A 16,908-nucleotide genomic window follows, 5' to 3' on the forward strand; every position below is an offset into this window, starting at 1 on the left:
TGCGATGAAGTTTTCTTCCCAAATCATGCCGATTTCGTACCTGAAAAACCATACCGCCGAGGTCGTGCGTACCTTCGAAACTGACCGGACCCCGTTGATCATTACCCAAAACGGGGAAGCCAAGTTCGTGGTTCAAGACGTGCGCGATTACGAAGAAAAGGAAGAGACCTGGGCGCTGCTCGCTTTGCTGGCCGTCAGCCAACGTGAGAAGCAAGAAGACAAGGGCGTGTCGGCGGAGGAATTTCGCAAAACGTTGGCGGACTACAAGCCGCAATAATGATCACGATTCTTCCACAAGCACAAAACGACCTGCTTAAGACGAAAGAGCCAGCGTCATGGTCCAGTGATCACGCGCGACTTGATGCCCGCAGCTTGGCGCTTCATCAGTTGGTCGCCGAAAAGATTCGACGTGATGCTTCGGTGGTCGACATCGCACGCGCCAACATCGCTCGATGGCACGCTGAAAGCCGGGTGCCCATTGAATCTTCCGCGCATGCCGAATGGCTCGACCTGCTCGACGGTCCTATCGATCAACTGCTCGCCGTGCTCGAAAACGATGATCAGCACGCCACGCGCTTGCGGCAGTCGACGCCGTTCTCGGGAATTCTGACGCCTGCCGAACGCGAAGCGGTATTCGCCGCCTTCGCGCTTGCGCGCGGACCAGCCGCGACGCGCAACTAGCCGAGAAAGGTTTTGAGCTTGGCCAGCACGTCCGGGTCATCGATGCCGCGCGTCGGGTCGCAGACAACGAGTCGCGCGGCAAGCGCCGGCACCGCGGCGAATTCTTTGGGCGCATCGTCCAGAATCAGATAATCGTCCGGTGTCAATCGCATGCGTCGAACGTAGTCCATCACGCGAGCCGACCGACTCTCGATCTGCCGCTTGGTTGCCCGGATCCGGGCAACCGCACCGAGTGTCGGCAGGTAGTCAGCCTGCAGCTTGGCTGCGTCGAACATATAGATCCACGTGCTGTGAACGACGATATCCACGTCTTTCCCGGCCACGAGCCGCGTTAGCTCCGCTTCGAGCGCGCACACGCCGGCACCGGTCACTTTCGAGCCCGCCTCGTCGTATTCGAGCTCGCCTACCGTGGTCGGATGCAGTACGCCGTCGATGACCAGAAAGAGTGTTTTCATGCTGTCGTGAAGCCAACTTTTCCCGTAATGATTTGAATGCAGACGATGTTCGACTCGAACATCGCTCGCGACGCCAAATTTGTTCCGTAAACTATTGATTATTGACGATGTCCTACCAGAACGTAGCTTGTCGCGCGCGCAGCCGATTGATTATTATCGATCGTCAGCTTGATAGTGCCTAACCGCCGGCCGCGTTGCTGAAAAAGCATCATGCCTCGTCCACCGGGCGCAACATGAATCGGTCATTCCAACACGCGTTGTTCGAGCGCCATCCTCGCTTGCTGCGTTACCTTCGGGAACAAGGTAGGCAGGGATACGGCACGTTCGAATGTGACGATGGCTGGTTTGCATTCCTCGACGAGGCGTTATCGAGCTTCGAGCAAGCTGTTGTCGACATTCCGACGAACTCGGACGACTACCCCGATCTGACGATGGTCAAATCTAAATTCGGTGAGTTGCGGATCGCCATGACTGGTCGCAGCTCGATTCCGAACTTTGAGGACATCTATTGCGCGCTCCAGAAGAAAGGCAAAACGACCTGCGAATTCTGCGGAAAATCTGGCAGGGTCACAGATCATAGCGGTTACTTCGCGGTCAACTGCGGCAACTGCGTTCCGCCCGGTTAAGCGCTGATTAGCTCACTAACCGAAGGAGCGAGCGCTCGCTCGCCTTGCGCTAAGCTGCAACGACGCCCGGTATCCGAGAGACTCACCGATCGACGATCGTTGACAAGGTAACGAGCAATCCTTCGGATTGGGAGGCTTCATGCGCATTTTCGTCGACACCGATTTTACGGATTTCATCGATTGCGATCTCATCAGCATTGGGCTAATAGCGGATGACGGTCGCGAGTTCTGCGGTGAACGATCTGACTTCGATATGCGCGCGTGGCCAGAATCAGTTCGCGATCGAGTACATGGCCTGCTCGGACAGCGCAAGCAAGCAACCAACGTGTCGAGATCCGCCCATCTCGCTTAATCGAGCTGAAGGCCGATTGTTTCGGGTTGGTGCCGCAGCACGTAGCTGAGAAATTTGCTGTCCATCGCGGTACCGTTTGGCGCTCACGGCGCGCAATTTATTGACCTACTGATATCCCAACTAGATAGTCGCTCAAACGGCGGTTGACAGCGAGCGGCTCACACAGGACGTCTCCACAATGGCGCTCAGAGACAAGCATCAGGCACTTCGGTTCGGCCTCATTCGCGGTATTCCGACACATCTGCTGAACGGTGAAGATGTTCTTTATTTGGACGATGTCCCTTATGAGTGGCGCGACAACGACTTGCAGCGCTGGTTGATCTTGCGACCCGAGAGATTTACTGACGTCGGCTCCCCGTTCTTTGCGCTACGTCGCAAAGAATATGGGCAGGTGGCGATCACTTGGCCGACGTGGGTGATCTTCGTCGAATGGATTGTGGGATCGCTCGATGCCGAAATTCGAAACTTTTTAAGCGACCCGAGTAAATCGGCTTCCGTTCACAATGAAGCAAAGACGGCGCTGCTCGCACAACTGCGGGCTGAGACCGAGCCTGATCTGGAGTCAGTGGGTGTGGTCGAACGCTGTTCGTTGAAACGCCCGTCAATCAATCTTTCAAGGGACTACATAGATGACGTCCCCGTCCTGCATGCCTTGCATATACCGATCGAATTCATCGGATCAATTTGCGACTGGCTGTCGACGTCGCCGGAGAACAATGTTTTAGGCCAATCGGAAGAACCGTGGAGCGCTCCCGCAGTCCTGCGCAGCACGGACGGGAGAGCGGTCCTCACGTGGGAAGCTTGGGAGCGGTTCTTATCTTGGATGGGTGGTGTACTTGATGAGCGCTTAGCTGAGTTGGACCAACAGCGAGACCCATCCGACCGGCCGCCTGACATAGAAACGGAGGAATCGGGTTGGGCAGAAAAGCGACGTAGGCAGGCACAGTGCCGGGAGGATGTGCGCACGGGCAAGCGCACTCCCGAGTCCATGAGCCTTTTCACACCAGAATTCGTGCGCGATTGCCTATTCATCCGCCGTTCGGAAGACTACTGACTCCGCCCCCGTCACTCGTAAAATGGGTAATTGCGCTGCCTCTATTTCGGTGAGTACATCATGGAAAATGATGCTGAAAACGTTGACATCGACTCCAAAGAAGTGAAGTCGGTAATTAATGAAGAAACGGAGGAGTCAGGCTGGGCCGAGAAACGGCGTCGGCAGGCTCAGTGTCGCGAGGACCTGCGCGCGGGCAGGCGCACCCTAGAATCCGTTCGCTTCATTCCAAAAGAGTTGGTACGCCAGTTGAAGGTGCGCCACCGTTCAACCGACTTTTAATCGGCTGAGCGAATCTCGGCCGGGGATTTCATGCGCATTTTCGTCGACACCGAATTTACGGATTTCATCGATTGCGATCTCATCAGCGTGGGGTTGGTGGCCGAGGACGGTCGCGAGTTCTACGGCGAGCGATCCGATTTTGACATGCGTGCATGCAGCGAATTTGTCAGGGCGGCCGTTTTGCCCCAGCTTGGCCAGTATCCGGACCGGATTTTCAAGCGAGATGCGCTGGCCATCGAGCTGCGCGGGTGGCTCGAACAGTTTTCGCGTAAGGAAGGGCTGATATTGAGTTTTGATCATGGTGGCGACTGGGAACTACTGATCGATCTCATTGACGAGTTGCCGGCGAATTGTCTTGCGCAACAGGTTAACGCTTTGATCGATGTCGAGCGTCTGGAAATGTATTACCGCAAGCATGGCGGCCGCCACCATGCTCTGTCCGATGCCCGTGCAAACAATTACGCAATGCGAGACGAACATGCTGAGAGTCACGATTGAAATGCTGCCAGATGGCGATGAAGAGGCGGCCCGACTCTTGGGCCAGTTGACTATCGCGAACGACGACACCGGCACGCCTTTGAAAGGGCACTATGACACGCAGCTGACGACATTCGACGCCACGGCGGGTCTTTCGTACGAACAAGCCGCGTCGAAGATTTCAACCACGAGCGTGGTGCCGTCGATTTGGTCATGTTCGCGCTCGCAACGCTCAATCCAATCACGCGCTCGATGACGATGGGGCGGGCTGAACTGCACGATCAAAAAAGCCGTTCGGATAAGTAGAAACTGACGGTCTGTGAACGCGCGTTCGTGCAGCAAGGACATCGCCACGAGAAAATATAAACGGCGATCGCTTTCCGTATAACAGCGCTTGTTGGGTAACAACATCGCACGATGACGTCATGCGTTCAGACCTATGCCCCCTAAACTTGCCGCTTCTGCATCCAGACGAGACGCTCTACAGTTGGTGTGGCGCCGTGCACGCCAGCAACGGAAACGTAAGCGCGCTAAATACAAGTCGGCGTTTATTTGGCGCTCCATACGCTGCGCTGCTTCACGATTTTCCGTCGCACTTAACAGCATTCTGTGAGCGCACCGACAATCAACTCGGTGCCGGCGTCGACATCGCCGTGCACCATACCGTACTCGGCTACTACCTCCCGTTCGTAGCCAATGACACTGCGCAACGCATTCTGTCCTCGGTACAGAGCGGCAACGCTCGCTACTTGAAAATGACCTTGGGTATTCCCGCCAGCCGCCTCGGAGCAGGTCATCCGCTGAAAGCGTGCGCTGAGTGCATCGAGGAAGGTCTAGCGCGGGATGGCGTTGCGTCCTGGCAGCTAAGCCATCAATTTCCGTCGGTCTACGTGTGCGGCAGGCATCGATGCCTGCTGACGACACTGCGAATGGAGACGACACCTGTTCATCTGCGGCAATGGTTGATGCCCCATCCAAGACCGAAAAAAAACTGGCTGACGTGTCCTCCGGTCAACCGAGCCCAGATGACTCGTCTCACTAAGCTTGCCGAATTTTCCGTGCACATGAGCCATGCGCAGCCAGGATCCTACGATCCCGATATCATCGCGGCCGCCTACCGCACGGCTCTTAGGCGCATCGGAATGGTCACCTGCGGTGGGAGTCTTCGGACAGATCCTATCGAAAAATGGATGCACCGCTATTACGACGGTTTGGAAAGCTTTCCAGGGCTGGAGATTCTAGCGTCCATCAGACCGGGCTGGCCTGGTCTCGTGGCGCTGTCACGCAAGGCACCTCGACAGGGTCATCCATGCAAGCATCTGTTGCTGATCTGTGCGCTTTTCGATTCGTGGGCAGAATTCGAACATAGCTACCGCACAGCTGATGCCAGTCGCCTTTTTCCCAGCGATAGGCCCACGAAAGCCGAACGACCGCCCGACGATCGTTTTAACGAATTCATAGAACTAGTAAAGAGTGGGCTTTCGATAAGTGCTGCGGCTCAAACACTCGGCGCGACGTCTACGACTGGCGTGCGATGGGCGAAGCTTCAAGGTTTCCAATTCACATCGAGAGCTAAATCTTTACAACCGCCCGTATTGGATGCCGCGCGCGTACTGCTTGCCGCAGGGCAGTCGAAATCTAGCGTCTGTGAAAAAACCGGCATCTCCCTCGTTTCGATCAATCGCCTTCTTTCGTCCGAACCACAACTAGCAACTGTCTGGCGTCGCAGCCGACATAACTTGCTGCAACGCGAAGCACGTCAGCGCTTCCTTTGTCTTCTCGCCACCCATTCTGAGCGAAAAATCAATGAGATTCGAAAAATTCCCGGAAATGGATACCCGTGGCTCTACCGACACGATCGCGACTGGCTAGTTGCGCATCTATCCGCGGCTAAGCGATCGCACGTCGCACGCCCATGAACCGCGTCAAATACGTTGCCTTCGCTACATAAAGCTTTCCAAGCACAATAATTTTGCATATTATTTGCATAATCCCAAACAACACTAACCCGATTTGCCCTTGAACGACAAACAAACGGCGGAACTACGTTACTTGGCTACGCTCGCCCGCAGCCGCCAGATTCGCCAATCCGAGATAACTTTGGCGACAGGTGTTCATCAAAGTCAAGTCAGTCGAATTCTTTCAGGTCATACGCGGCGATCGTCAAAAAACGTCCTAATTTTATGCAAATATGCGAATTTGCTCCAACAGCAGGAACGAGAGGGTACCGTGCCCAACGCGGACGCGCTGTGCGAAGCAATATTGAGTGTTTGGGACGGGACGCACGCCCACGCAGAAGCGCTAATAAAGACGATGGAGGCGATACAAACAGTGCAGGACGCTATACGCCGCGGTAAATGACAGGCGCCATCAATCTACGCTCAGGCCGACTAAATCCCAATGCTCAATGTTCCAACTCTCTTGCCCGACCAAACCATCGAGAGCGCCGGCGCTACGGCTTGGGCGATGAATGGCTGGGCGCGGTGGCGCGACGCGATGCAGCACGTGTTTGGCTCGTCCAACGTCCGCCCGGAGCGAATGTTTCATGGGGGCATCGCTATGTGTTTCAGGGTCTTAGCGAAAGACGATTTTCAAACTCCAGAGGCCTTCATAGAGAGACATGGATTCGTGTCAATCACAAAGCCCTTCATGGACGTCACGAACTACGATTACGCCCTCTGGAAGATGGGGCGGTCGGCCCGAGGCATCGGAGGAGGCAGGGGAAACGCACATTGGCCCAAGCTCGTTGATTCCCGAAGACACTATTGCCGCGCGTGCGTGGATAAGGAAATCCAAGAACGAGGCTTCGCCTATACGCACCGAAGTCACCAGATCATCGGCGCCTTCGTCTGCCATGTACATGGAGAGCGATTAGCTCCGCTCGACGCTGCAGGGTCCGACGATCTGGCCGCTCATGGATTTTTGGCTCACTCTGCGTTCGGCAGCGATACAACTTGGCGCCTTGGCGCACCCGTGTCTCACGGGCCCGTTAGTATCCCCCATCATCGTCTCGCGCAATTCATCAAAGCTGCACTAGATGGCGAATTGCCCCGTATCTCGTATGAGATCCGGCATTCGATCATCGCGCACAAGTCAAAAATCTACGCCGCGAAGAGCCAGAGTGGCCGCGCACAATTAGACGCGTTGCAGCGCCGAGTTGACGAATCTTTCTCGGCAGCGTTCCTCAAGGAAATTGGCGCAGAATTTTTGAATGAACTGCATCGCCACGTATCGCACATCACTCTCGAACATCCGCAATTTTTGAAAAATCCACTGGCGAATCTAGCGATGTTGTCCGTTTTGTTCGAAACCCCAAAGGAATTCCTAAATGAAATTCGAGCAATGCTTAAGGAACGGCGCTGGTCGTTCGGCAACAGTACTCAGTGATAGTCTCGTTCCACCGACATTCTCGGGCTCCCGAGTTCGTTTCCGTGCCTCTTGGGTCGCGCAGGCCAGCGGCCAAAATGAATATGGTATCTGCAGGGTCAAGATGAATGACTTCCTAGCGATGCGTCTGTCTTTCGCCGATCGCCGAGATCCAGCGATTGCAAAAAGCAAACAGCGCAATGTGCGACCGGCGCTGTTCCGCATCCCAAGGACGCTTCCTGACGGTCGCCGGAATGATTTCGCTTGTCCGATCGCAGCAACCACCGTTGGTTAACTTCTTACGACATGGCCCGCAGTGCGGCAGGTGATAGTGATGAGGACAACCGGTACAGACGAATTCGTAAAGCGGCGATGTTCAGTCGCGAAGCTTGAGCCGAGGGGTTCGGCAACACTCCGCGATGCAATGCTCCGCGACCTTGTGGCTCTAAGCCGCCATCACCGCTTCACCTTCCCGGGTCGCCGCGAACCCTCAAGATCAGCACGCATAGCACTTAAGCTTTTCCCCAATGTATCCGTGGTCCCACTTCGCAGATCATTTGGAGCCGCGCTTGAACGCGCCCGCTCGTTTGACTCGGCCTTCGTTGCTGCACGCGTTTGTTTTGACAATAAATCCCGACAGAGCCGCTTATGGGCAGAATAAAATGAACGCCTGGTGGCCGCGTCGTATCGCAACAAACCGGACGATCCCTTGCTTGTCCCAGTCCCAAGGATGGCTTCAGGGGACCATCCCCATCTCAAGGCATATTCTTCCCATGGAACGTCGACGTATCGTGATAGCAATACGGGATCGTGATTTCTGAATCCATCAATCAGATCCCTAAATTCCGCAAAAGCGAGGGACTTCATTCGGTACGAACGGATATGATCTGCCGTCACCCGCCGAGCCCCACTCTCCAGCGCTAGCCGCTGTGCGCCGACAACTGCTTTCCATAAAAAGTCTGGGATGCCTGCTGAAACTAGCATAAGTTCCATTTCGATCTCCTTGTCAATCGGCGTTGGCTCTGGCATGACGTTGTGTGCCCACATAGTTGGAACAAGTCCTTGGGTCCAGTCCGGATCATCTGCCTCGTAGGGCATATGTTCGATAGGATCCTCTGATGTCAACCGACGCATGTCTTGGCTATGATCCGATATCCCCACGAAGGCAAGCGGGTTTCCGATAAATATAATTGGTATTCCAAAGTTTAAAAATCTGAGAAGCATATTTAACATCTGCCCGCGATACGTAGAGTCACCGAAATTAATTGGCTGCAGCTCCTCAATAATCAAGATACCGACACTGTACTGAATCAGCAGGATGCCCACCTCGACCGCGAGCTTCTCGACTCTCCAATTTTTGTATTGAATGCGAAACTCTGTCCCAAGGACTTGGTCAAGCGCCGATACGATCGCATATAACAGGCCACCTCTGTGGGTCGGCATTGGGACTTGCAAGTAAATTATCTGGACCCTCCTAATCCAACCTGCTGACTCAGATCGATCGTGGACGTACATTTGCGGGAACAAACTGCAGAAGCGCTGCATCAAAGTGGACTTTCCGAGGCCTGTGCAACCCTTGACAATAAGCGCATCAGCGTAGGCCGCGCCAAATGGCTCATCTTTCAGCGATTTGCGGCCGCGAAGGCCCAAGATTCCTGAACGCTCACGTTGGGCTGTGCTCGAAGTTGGGTCTCTCCGGTCATAGCCCGAACGCAACATGCGCCGCATCTTGTGTGCGGCATTAATCATCTGGAGCGTTGGTTCAACGAGATTGCGGATAGTATTCAGGTGCAGCTCACGCTGCTCCTCAGATAGGTTCTTCACATCTATCCCTGCGAGCGGGTTGTGGGCCAATCTCAAAGCCCAATCCTTTCTGTCGATATACGGCCCAAGCGGTTCGAGTAGGGGATTGCTCATTTCGTCCCCCTCTGTTTCCTATACGCTGCCAGTTCTTCCGCGACTGGATCGGCAAACGTTTTTTCAGCCACGTCCTCCTTCGGTTGGCCCTGCGCCTGCAGGGGCGACTCCAGTTCCGAATCGACCGTCGAGTTTGAAACAGAATCGAGGGGTGCTCGGGTGATTGGATCGACGTTGGCAGACAATGACTCAATCTCCCGTCTTCGATTGTCTTTTATGTTTGCCGCCAATTCGGCCTTGGAAACCTTGCGGCCGGTTGCTTTGATCGCCTCTTGCTTGGCGGCCCGACATTCAAGATTTGTCGCCTCGATGTGGCTCACAACGTCAGATAACCCTTGATCGCGATCTTGTTGCGTTCGGAGCTTTTCGACACCCTGCCTATCCTGCAAGTCGAGATAGTCCAAAAGCGTCCCCTGCCTCTGCAACACGGGGTCGGAAGAGAGATTGGACAATCGATGCATCCCCAGTTCGTCTGAATACCAGACACACTCAAGATTGTTCGGGTCATATCTAACGTCGATGTATAGCGGTTTCGAAGTGCCCTTGTGCCATCCCAACTCAGTCGAGCGCGGACCGCTAAAGCGAGCGCTACGCAGCATTTCGTTTTTCCGTCCCCGGTCGGTTCGCAGCAGGAACACGCCGTTCTGCTGTACCACCGCCCGAGTCACCGGCAACACCATCGCCCTCAGCAAAGCGAGATCACAGTATGGTGTCGATATTCGACTTTGCTTGATGCACCAAGCGTGGATAGCGGCGCGATTAGGCGGAACGTTGTCACGCAGCATCTCCGTTCTGAATGGATGTCGATCGTATAGTGCCGACGCATCTGCTACGCAGTTGTAGTAGCGTATTGCGAGAAGCAACTCGCGTACATAATCGTACCAAGTCCAACACGCCTTGACCGCTGAATGATCTTCGCCACGCGCTCGCTGGCGACCGTTCGTGCGCCCGTCTCCTCGCCGATCTAGGATGCGATGGAGAGTCTTGTGACCTGTTTCCACTGGACTCTTGCGTTCCGGACGGTCTCGCTGAACGAACTGAAGCGCTGTTCCCACACTTTTCATCAGCTCGATCGCTTGTTGCGCGCGCATTTCTCCATTGTCGATACGCAATGTCCGGAACAGAAGGCTCGGAAACTGCTCTGACGTAATGTCAAGACCGAACCTGCGGCAAAAGTCGACTTTGTCGCTTGCCGCGTTAAGCACGGTCAACATCGCAGTCATCGAACTTGGTGCTTCAAAGCCGCAATAGACACCGCATATAACATCTGACAAGGCGTCGTGGATCACGTTTCGGTTGCAGGTCCCGACCGCCTCAAGGGGCGAGATCATTGACACTAGCGTTTGATCGGTTGATGTTGAATCCATCAACCCCGTGTGTCCGATACCAGTTATGCCGTCCAAAGCCGAACCCAACATTGACCGATACTTCTTTTCCCATTCATTGGGCCGCAAGAGAAGCTCGAAGGCTGATCTTCCGTCTTCTTGAAGCGGCCCCCAATAACGAAACTGTCGCAACGTCGGACGCTGTTCCGGCGGAAGCAGAACGGGTAGCTCTACTCCGTTTTCGACTTTTGTTCCGCTACTCCACCAGGTACCCAAAGTTAGAATATGAGCTGCTTTGACAGAATGGCCATTGCGCAAAAAGGTGCTCCATCCTAGGTTTATTTTGCACTTGTCCTTCTCAGTCAAGTGGACGCCTGGAGATGGCCATAGCCCCTTAAGGTAAGCGGTGTTCTTGCGCCCTAGGCGCGGCTTAGTCGATGGACTGCGCGGTTGGTTCGCCGCTCCACACCACAACGTCGCTGCGAGCAGCGAGTTTCGTCCGCATGCGAGTGCGAGATAGCGATTCAGCGCGTTCAATATCTCCGCGCGAGACCTTCGCGTCTGCAATGCCCGCTCCTTCACTAGCGGAGAAATTGCACCGGGCCGGTACATTTGCGCAGGATGATCTTCAACATAGCTAACCAGTGGCTCAACCAGCGTCCAAAGGCGATCTCTGGTTTGCAGTGGAGCACAGTCCGTCCGATGGCGCCGCTTCGTTGCCGTGGACCGCTGTGGATATCGCCGTCTTATCTGATCATCAGTCAGATGCGCGAGTGGCGGCATTTCGATTTTTGTTTGAACCACGGTCGATTGCTCAATTGCCGCCATCACCGCATCCAATGAGTGTCGTTCCGGCGACTTCCAGTAACGCACTGGCGGAGCTCCTTTCGTCCTGGTCGGAATTTGTATAGTCACAATGAAACCCTCCTCTGTCGGCGAGTGATCCTGGACCCAAAGGACCCGATGCAAACCCGACAGGGGTGAGTCGCTGCCAACTCCCTTCAAGACGCTTTTCAGTTGGATTTTCATGCCGTCACCTCACCAAACAGCTCGACTGCCAGTTGTGCGGCAATGTCACCTCCACCTAAGCAAAGAGGAGCCCCCATTTCCATTCGCTGCGTGATGTCGATTTCGATACGGCGCGTCCAAACGCCATGGCGCCACAAAAGCGTGGCATCGAACGGAGATTCGAGGCGCAAGTCGACATGGGCACGACGTATTCCATCCTCGACGCTTGTGCGTGTCGCAACATCAATGAGTCGCACACAAAAGTCCTCAATCAATCGCGGAGATTGCAGGTGCAGCGGAAGGCGCCACGCGGACGAGAAGTTTTCCAGGTTTGCTCCGGTGAATTCTCCGAGCAACGTTTGGTCGATGATGTTGTGGTGCGCTTTCGCTTCTCGCATGTAGCGGGACTCGAGTTCGAGGCGCTCGACAATTCGATCCGTCGATTCCGCCGTGAAGATTTCTTCGTGCGGCTTAATGGATATCGCGGCCATTCGCACATCGGTGTTCGTGATAAGCGTAATCGCTAGATCAAGAGTTGCCACGTACGGGACCCCTTGGCTACCCACCTCAACTCCATGCTTGATGCCAGCCTCTTCAGCAATGTCCAACAATCCTCGAACGCTACCGAGGTGGGGGTTTGTTGCCGTCGACGGCGAGAGATCTGCAAGAGGATGAGGGTGCGGCATTGGCCACAGGGGGAATTGTTCCCGTACATCGCTGGCTCCCAGGAATAGACAGAGGAGTCCGACGTGCCACTCGACCCTTGCAAGAAAGTGGGAACCCCGACGGTAGCCGGGCATTGCATCGACCACTTGGTTACCTCGCGATGAAGGGTTCTTTCGACGAATCCAAATCCACGGTCGATATGCATCGCCATGTCCTTGGCCCCTTCCAGATCGCACCAACTCCTCCAGCTTCTTCCAGGTCATCACTGCCATACCGATTTTTCCTTGCTTCAACCAATTGCATTTACCTTCTCCTGTTTGAAACAAGCTCCGGTGACGCGAAGATCGAACACCCGGGCGCGCTGAGCCATAAAAAGCATCTCTGCGGGCAGGGCACGCGGAGTCATGATGTTGCGTTGCAAGCTCCGTGTTTCTCACCATGTGGTTCTGCCGATTTGACGGCCGAGCCGAGCCAGGAAAACAGCAAATGTCGGGAAGGTTGTCACCCCCCCGGGTACGAGCGATTTCTGTCAAAGTCATAGGTTCCATCCGCGTTCGTAGGGCAGACGCGCGCCCGGGTGCGTCGGGACGAGCGCAGGCCTACCCATGTATGAAGGTATGAATTCGATGGACGAGCGAACTTGACTTTGGATGAACCGCGGACAATACTGGAGTCTCCCAACGCCGTATGTGGTTCTGTCCAAAGTGAGAAGCCAGTCCTCGTGATTGGCTTTTTGCTTTTTTGGCTTACATAGGCATTTCTCCTGATGCTCGTGATTAAGGCGGGATTTGCGCGCGATGGCGTAGCGAGCTGAACAACAGCATCGCGGGGAAGTGATTCCAGGGCCTCTTACGCGAGCTGCGCCGTTGGCAACCCGCTGAATTTGCCACTACCAGAAATCGGTAATATCGAACTTTTTCCGAGCCGTCTGGCTCAGGAACCCCTGTCTTTTCCCTATGCGATGGTAGGCGTCACCCACGTCGACAACAAGCCTCTTTCTGAAAAAACTTTGGATAACAAAACAATTATTTTTTTGCATCGCCAGTGATCATTTTCAAAACTTTTTTTTGTATCGGGAAGCAGTGAAACGTTAGTTGATGCGCAGCTTCGTCACGAGTAACTTCATGCAATCAACCTCGATTAAGTCGCGATCTGATTTACCCTCTCTTTGACGATGAGCACAATTAGAAGCCGACTCGCCGGAGGCCCTGAACGCGGCCCTGCAATGACGTATGAGTAAGCAAAAGTGACTACCGAAGTTGCGAGCCTTGATTGTTAGCGTCCCCCACTCACGCGCTCCGCTGATCCCGTCGCGCTCCTCATCTTCGGTTCTGTAGGTGGTCCAACAGAGCGTCTGTCTTGATGTGCGGCCTTTTTCATCGATCGCCTCCGTCAGGATAAGCATTCAGCAGCACTGCACGGTGCTCATCGGCCATTTCCCCTTGAAGTTGATCGAGTCATGTAAATAGTGGCCATTCCAGTTCTTCAAGCTGAAAACTATAGCTCCATGCCGCTCGGTGAGGCGAACGCCCGGATGTGTGACCAGCTCAGCCATCGACTAGTCCATAATGAACGCGTCGACCTACCAGGCCGAACCGATCGCTCGTGCCGCGAACAATGTTTGCGCACGCGGTCAGATTCGGTACCAAAGCTCTTAAAATAATTAGCTTTACGGGGCCGCATCTGTAGCTATAGCCTGAATTGGTAACTCTGCTGAGTTGACCCGGCAAAAGCGGAACATCCGCACCGAATCACCGCTAAAGTCATTGCACCTTCGTTGGCCTTAAAGCTGGGGGAACCTCACCAAGCTCGATTGTCGACCATGTGGCGACGTTGGCAAGGGGCACCGTGTGCGCATGCACTGGTCCAACCGGGGTGTAGATGGCACATAGCTTGTCGGTACACGAAACCGGTACACCGGAAACAGCATCGCCTTTGTTGAGAGTAAACTCGACGAATTGGACCTGATGGTCTTTCAGCGTCTTAGTATCCCAATTCTGGATAGCGGTCATCTCTTTGACGGCGTCGGCTGCCCCTCTGTTGCGAACGGGGTCCAGCAATGCCAAAGGTACTAGGCTACATATCAGCAGCGCGAATAGAACGACAGCCGCAACCCAGAAAACCCAAACTTCAAACGTTACGAGTCGGAACGACGGACCCTCGCTTCGGGAAGACAGCCTGGCAGACCTTGTGTTTGCGCGCTGCTTAACGATGTTTTCTAGGAGGAAAATCGCGGCAAAGAGCGAAGCGAAAAATACAGCGAACGCGAGAAGTGGAACCAAGTAGTCTTCCTGCGCGTAGTAGCCAAGGTACACGAGCTGGTCTGTACTCCACGGGAGTGCGTCAGGCTGGAAGCCGAACTTGAGTAAATATCCAATCCTGTAGGCGTGGCCTGCGTTAAGAAGTAACCAGACAAAGATTGCGCCGGTTAATGCCAGGCCACTGATTACTGCTCCTAGAGATGGATACTGAAAGGTCGTCTGATTCGCGCCAGCGTCGATTGGCCCTGCACCGTTCACGGACGCGTCCGATTTTTTGCTACCTGTGTTTGTGCTCATTGCTGAACCCCGTATTATTTTGGAAGAATGGGCAGCGCATGCGATTCTCAAGCGTACAGCGCTGCACCGGCGTGCCGCCCCATCTCAGCGGCGCAGAGCCGCGGCGTGGTGGTCGTCCAGCCGGTCAGGAATTATCGTGCAATTAGTGTAGGTTTCGGGTCTTTCCAAACAGCCACTGGAAGAGCGAATGGCCTTTCCCGTGTTAGGCCGGCATTGGCGTTGTCAGTTGCCCGACTTTGTCCTGCCGGTATTGACCCCGCCGGTGGTAATGCCGACAGTTGCAGTTCCACCGTCAGGCCCGGGTTGTCTACGACGAGCTTTTGCAACGCAGCCAACCGAGTCGTTGTTGGGGCGATAGAGAGAAGTGCGCCACGCCGCGCCACGATGTCCGGGATGGACTGCGCGCATAATACGCGTGCCCCTCGAGACCACCACTAACGGGAAAACCCGGCATGGCACTCTTAAGAAACCTCCTCGAGATTTTGGGACTGAAATCCCGAAGCGCATCTGAGCCGGCGCCCCGACAGGTGACCGACGCGACGACGGCCAAAACGACAAGGAAATCACCTGTTGAGGCCGTTCACAAGCCTGTCCGACTTCCATCGAAGTTTGACGACCTCGTGGATTTCGGGGTGGCGCAACACTCGCCCAACAAGCACTGGTCTGTAGGGTACTGGGACCCCGGCCCAGACGCTTCGCAGAAGCGAAAAAGAATTGTCCGGCTTCGCGACAACACGACCGGCCGGATTGTGGCCACGGTCAGTAATCTAGAACGTCCATTCTCTGCAGACGTCTCAGACACGGGCGTTTTCGGAGTGAACGACGCCGGGCAGGCCTCGGAGCTTTCCTCCAATCTGGTCATTTTCGATACGACCGGAAAGCCGATGTACAGGCGCATATACAAAGCGAATCTGTTCGGCTTCAGCATCTCCCCGTGCGGGCGGTACGTCGCGAGCCAAACCTGCAATTCGGCGGACGAAGACAGCTCAATCCTAGAAATACACGACGTCGCGCAGCAACGGGTGCTGGCCTCGTGCGCGCCTGTCGCGGGCTGGAGCTCGGCATACACGTTTGAAACCGAGGACGGGGAGCTAAAGCGCGTCTTTGCAACAATCAACCATCTCGGAAAGTTTGCGTATTCTCCGACTGGAGAGTTTCTCGACGCTAAGAAATTCATGACCACGCGCCTCACCAAAGGTGACCCGTGGACGCGCATTCGGGCCGCCGGGGAACTTTTCCAGGCGGACGGGTCCGACAAAGCGCTCGAACGCGCGTTAAGTGTTGTTGCGGCAACGATTTCCGCTTTTCAGCCCGGGCAGGACGAAAGATGGCTGGCGGACGGCTATCGCCTCAAGGGCGAGTTGCTGGAAAAGATGCAGAGGCCCGGCGAAGCGATGGAGGCCTATCGTGCTGCCCTTGGCATGAACCCGAAGATAGGCGTCAAGAAAAAGCTGACCAATTTGGAGAAGGCCGTGTCGCGCCAGACGCTGTCGGACATGGGAGCTGGGCGACGCGCGAATAGCTCGCCGCGGTCAGACTAAGCGTTGTCCTGAAGGGGCTATGAGCGCTCAGTCGGCGTCAGTGATGATGGCCATCCGGTTTGCGTTCCATGAGATAAGTCGGGGGAGTCAACTGCTGCGCCCGGGCGATGTCGCGTGTCCGCCCCGACAATGGGCGCGCCCTTCAAACGCGTAAGCCTGAGCTCGACAATGACCGCATATCGGTCTGACGTCCATCAGAGGTCGACAACGTTGGCTACGGATTTCGCCAAAAAGTTGTTATGTATCCGGGCAATAATTGGGAATCCTACCGTGTCACCCCGGACCATTCATATATTTAACCGCGCGGATTCACGATTTATTGAAAAGGCCAGTTGGATGATTGAAAGCCATCCCGCTCCCAATTGTGAACAAAACCTTCTTGTCGGCTGGCGTGGTCATTGAGAGCCGGCACGCCGCGCCAACAGCTTTCGTTTTTTCCAGAGTTGCCCCCTTCGGGACTTCGTTTCGCCATCGTTGGCAGCGCACAAAAATCCGGCCCGATTCTCCGAGTAATCGGACGCTCGTGACCTCCGCTTCAGATGGCAATCGCGATTAACGTAAAAAAGGCGATTGTGTAGAAACCCAGCGATATAAAATTGCGGG

Annotated in this window: 16 protein-coding genes; 10 read left to right on the plus strand and 6 right to left on the minus strand. The window is 55.0% G+C overall.

All coding sequences use genetic code 11. The features are described 5' to 3' along the window. The first annotated feature begins 4 nt into the window (after positions 1-4). Together ACSOSP_RS12405 and ACSOSP_RS12410 are read left to right on the plus strand one after the other, a co-directional pair. Positions 5-277: a type II toxin-antitoxin system Phd/YefM family antitoxin gene (locus ACSOSP_RS12405; RefSeq protein ID WP_455307003.1), complete on the plus strand. Its 273-nt coding sequence runs from the start codon at positions 5-7 to the stop codon at positions 275-277. After that, the gene (locus tag ACSOSP_RS12410) at positions 277-681 is read left to right on the plus strand and encodes a hypothetical protein (RefSeq protein ID WP_455307005.1); all 405 of its coding nucleotides are present in this window, start codon (positions 277-279) and stop codon (positions 679-681) included. Before ACSOSP_RS12405 ends, ACSOSP_RS12410 begins: the two co-directional genes overlap by 1 nt. Here the strand turns inward: ACSOSP_RS12410 and ACSOSP_RS12415 are convergent. Continuing rightward, on the minus strand, positions 678-1,136 hold the full coding sequence (locus tag ACSOSP_RS12415) for an HAD domain-containing protein (protein WP_455307007.1): 459 nt from the start codon (positions 1,134-1,136) through the stop codon (positions 678-680). The two genes, ACSOSP_RS12410 and ACSOSP_RS12415, sit on opposite strands and share 4 nt — an antisense overlap. Before the next feature lie 194 nt (positions 1,137-1,330). Between ACSOSP_RS12415 and ACSOSP_RS12420 the strand changes: the two genes are divergently transcribed. The 5 genes from ACSOSP_RS12420 (at position 1,331) to ACSOSP_RS12440 (ending at position 3,945) form a co-directional block, all read left to right on the plus strand. Beyond that, positions 1,331-1,762, plus strand: coding sequence for a hypothetical protein (locus ACSOSP_RS12420; protein WP_455307009.1), 432 nt, complete (start codon positions 1,331-1,333; stop codon positions 1,760-1,762). Between the two features lie 139 nt (positions 1,763-1,901). Further along, complete coding sequence (locus tag ACSOSP_RS12425) at positions 1,902-2,114, plus strand: hypothetical protein (protein WP_455307011.1); 213 nt, start codon at positions 1,902-1,904, stop codon at positions 2,112-2,114. A 178-nt stretch (positions 2,115-2,292) separates the two neighbouring features. Beyond that, positions 2,293-3,168, plus strand: coding sequence for a hypothetical protein (locus tag ACSOSP_RS12430; protein ID WP_455307013.1), 876 nt, complete (start codon positions 2,293-2,295; stop codon positions 3,166-3,168). Positions 3,169-3,228: 60 nt separating this feature from the next. After that, complete coding sequence (locus ACSOSP_RS12435) at positions 3,229-3,447, plus strand: hypothetical protein (RefSeq protein ID WP_455307015.1); 219 nt, start codon at positions 3,229-3,231, stop codon at positions 3,445-3,447. Between the two features lie 30 nt (positions 3,448-3,477). Continuing rightward, the gene (locus ACSOSP_RS12440) at positions 3,478-3,945 is read left to right on the plus strand and encodes a hypothetical protein (RefSeq protein ID WP_455307017.1); all 468 of its coding nucleotides are present in this window, start codon (positions 3,478-3,480) and stop codon (positions 3,943-3,945) included. Between the two features lie 90 nt (positions 3,946-4,035). Here ACSOSP_RS12440 and ACSOSP_RS12445 read toward each other — a convergent pair whose 3' ends face one another. Further along, positions 4,036-4,335 (minus strand): hypothetical protein, encoded by a 300-nt coding sequence (locus ACSOSP_RS12445; RefSeq protein ID WP_455307019.1) that lies wholly within the window; start codon positions 4,333-4,335, stop codon positions 4,036-4,038. Between the two features lie 14 nt (positions 4,336-4,349). Between ACSOSP_RS12445 and ACSOSP_RS12450 the strand changes: the two genes are divergently transcribed. Together ACSOSP_RS12450 and ACSOSP_RS12455 are read left to right on the plus strand one after the other, a co-directional pair. Next, positions 4,350-5,843, plus strand: coding sequence for a TnsD family Tn7-like transposition protein (locus ACSOSP_RS12450; protein ID WP_455307021.1), 1,494 nt, complete (start codon positions 4,350-4,352; stop codon positions 5,841-5,843). A gap of 481 nt (positions 5,844-6,324) precedes the next feature. After that, positions 6,325-7,311: a TniQ family protein gene (locus ACSOSP_RS12455; RefSeq protein WP_455307023.1), complete on the plus strand. Its 987-nt coding sequence runs from the start codon at positions 6,325-6,327 to the stop codon at positions 7,309-7,311. A gap of 435 nt (positions 7,312-7,746) precedes the next feature. Here ACSOSP_RS12455 and ACSOSP_RS12460 read toward each other — a convergent pair whose 3' ends face one another. From ACSOSP_RS12460 to ACSOSP_RS12475, 4 genes are all read right to left on the minus strand, one after another. After that, on the minus strand, positions 7,747-9,207 hold the full coding sequence (locus ACSOSP_RS12460) for an ATP-binding protein (RefSeq protein ID WP_455307025.1): 1,461 nt from the start codon (positions 9,205-9,207) through the stop codon (positions 7,747-7,749). Beyond that, entirely contained in the window at positions 9,204-10,898 is a 1,695-nt protein-coding gene (locus ACSOSP_RS12465) for a hypothetical protein (RefSeq protein ID WP_455307027.1), read from the minus strand. The genes ACSOSP_RS12460 and ACSOSP_RS12465 overlap by 4 nt, the downstream gene beginning before the upstream one ends. Positions 10,899-11,557: 659 nt before the next feature. Continuing rightward, complete coding sequence (locus tag ACSOSP_RS12470; RefSeq protein WP_455307029.1) at positions 11,558-12,148, minus strand: hypothetical protein; 591 nt, start codon at positions 12,146-12,148, stop codon at positions 11,558-11,560. A 1,821-nt stretch (positions 12,149-13,969) separates the two neighbouring features. Further along, positions 13,970-14,764 (minus strand): hypothetical protein, encoded by a 795-nt coding sequence (locus tag ACSOSP_RS12475; RefSeq protein WP_455307031.1) that lies wholly within the window; start codon positions 14,762-14,764, stop codon positions 13,970-13,972. Positions 14,765-15,291: 527 nt separating this feature from the next. On the opposite strand from ACSOSP_RS12475, the gene ACSOSP_RS12480 reads away from it, so the two are divergent. Next, complete coding sequence (locus ACSOSP_RS12480) at positions 15,292-16,305, plus strand: hypothetical protein (RefSeq protein ID WP_455307033.1); 1,014 nt, start codon at positions 15,292-15,294, stop codon at positions 16,303-16,305. Positions 16,306-16,908: the final 603 nt, after the last annotated feature.

It is taken from the genome of Caballeronia sp. KNU42 (genome assembly GCF_053760385.1).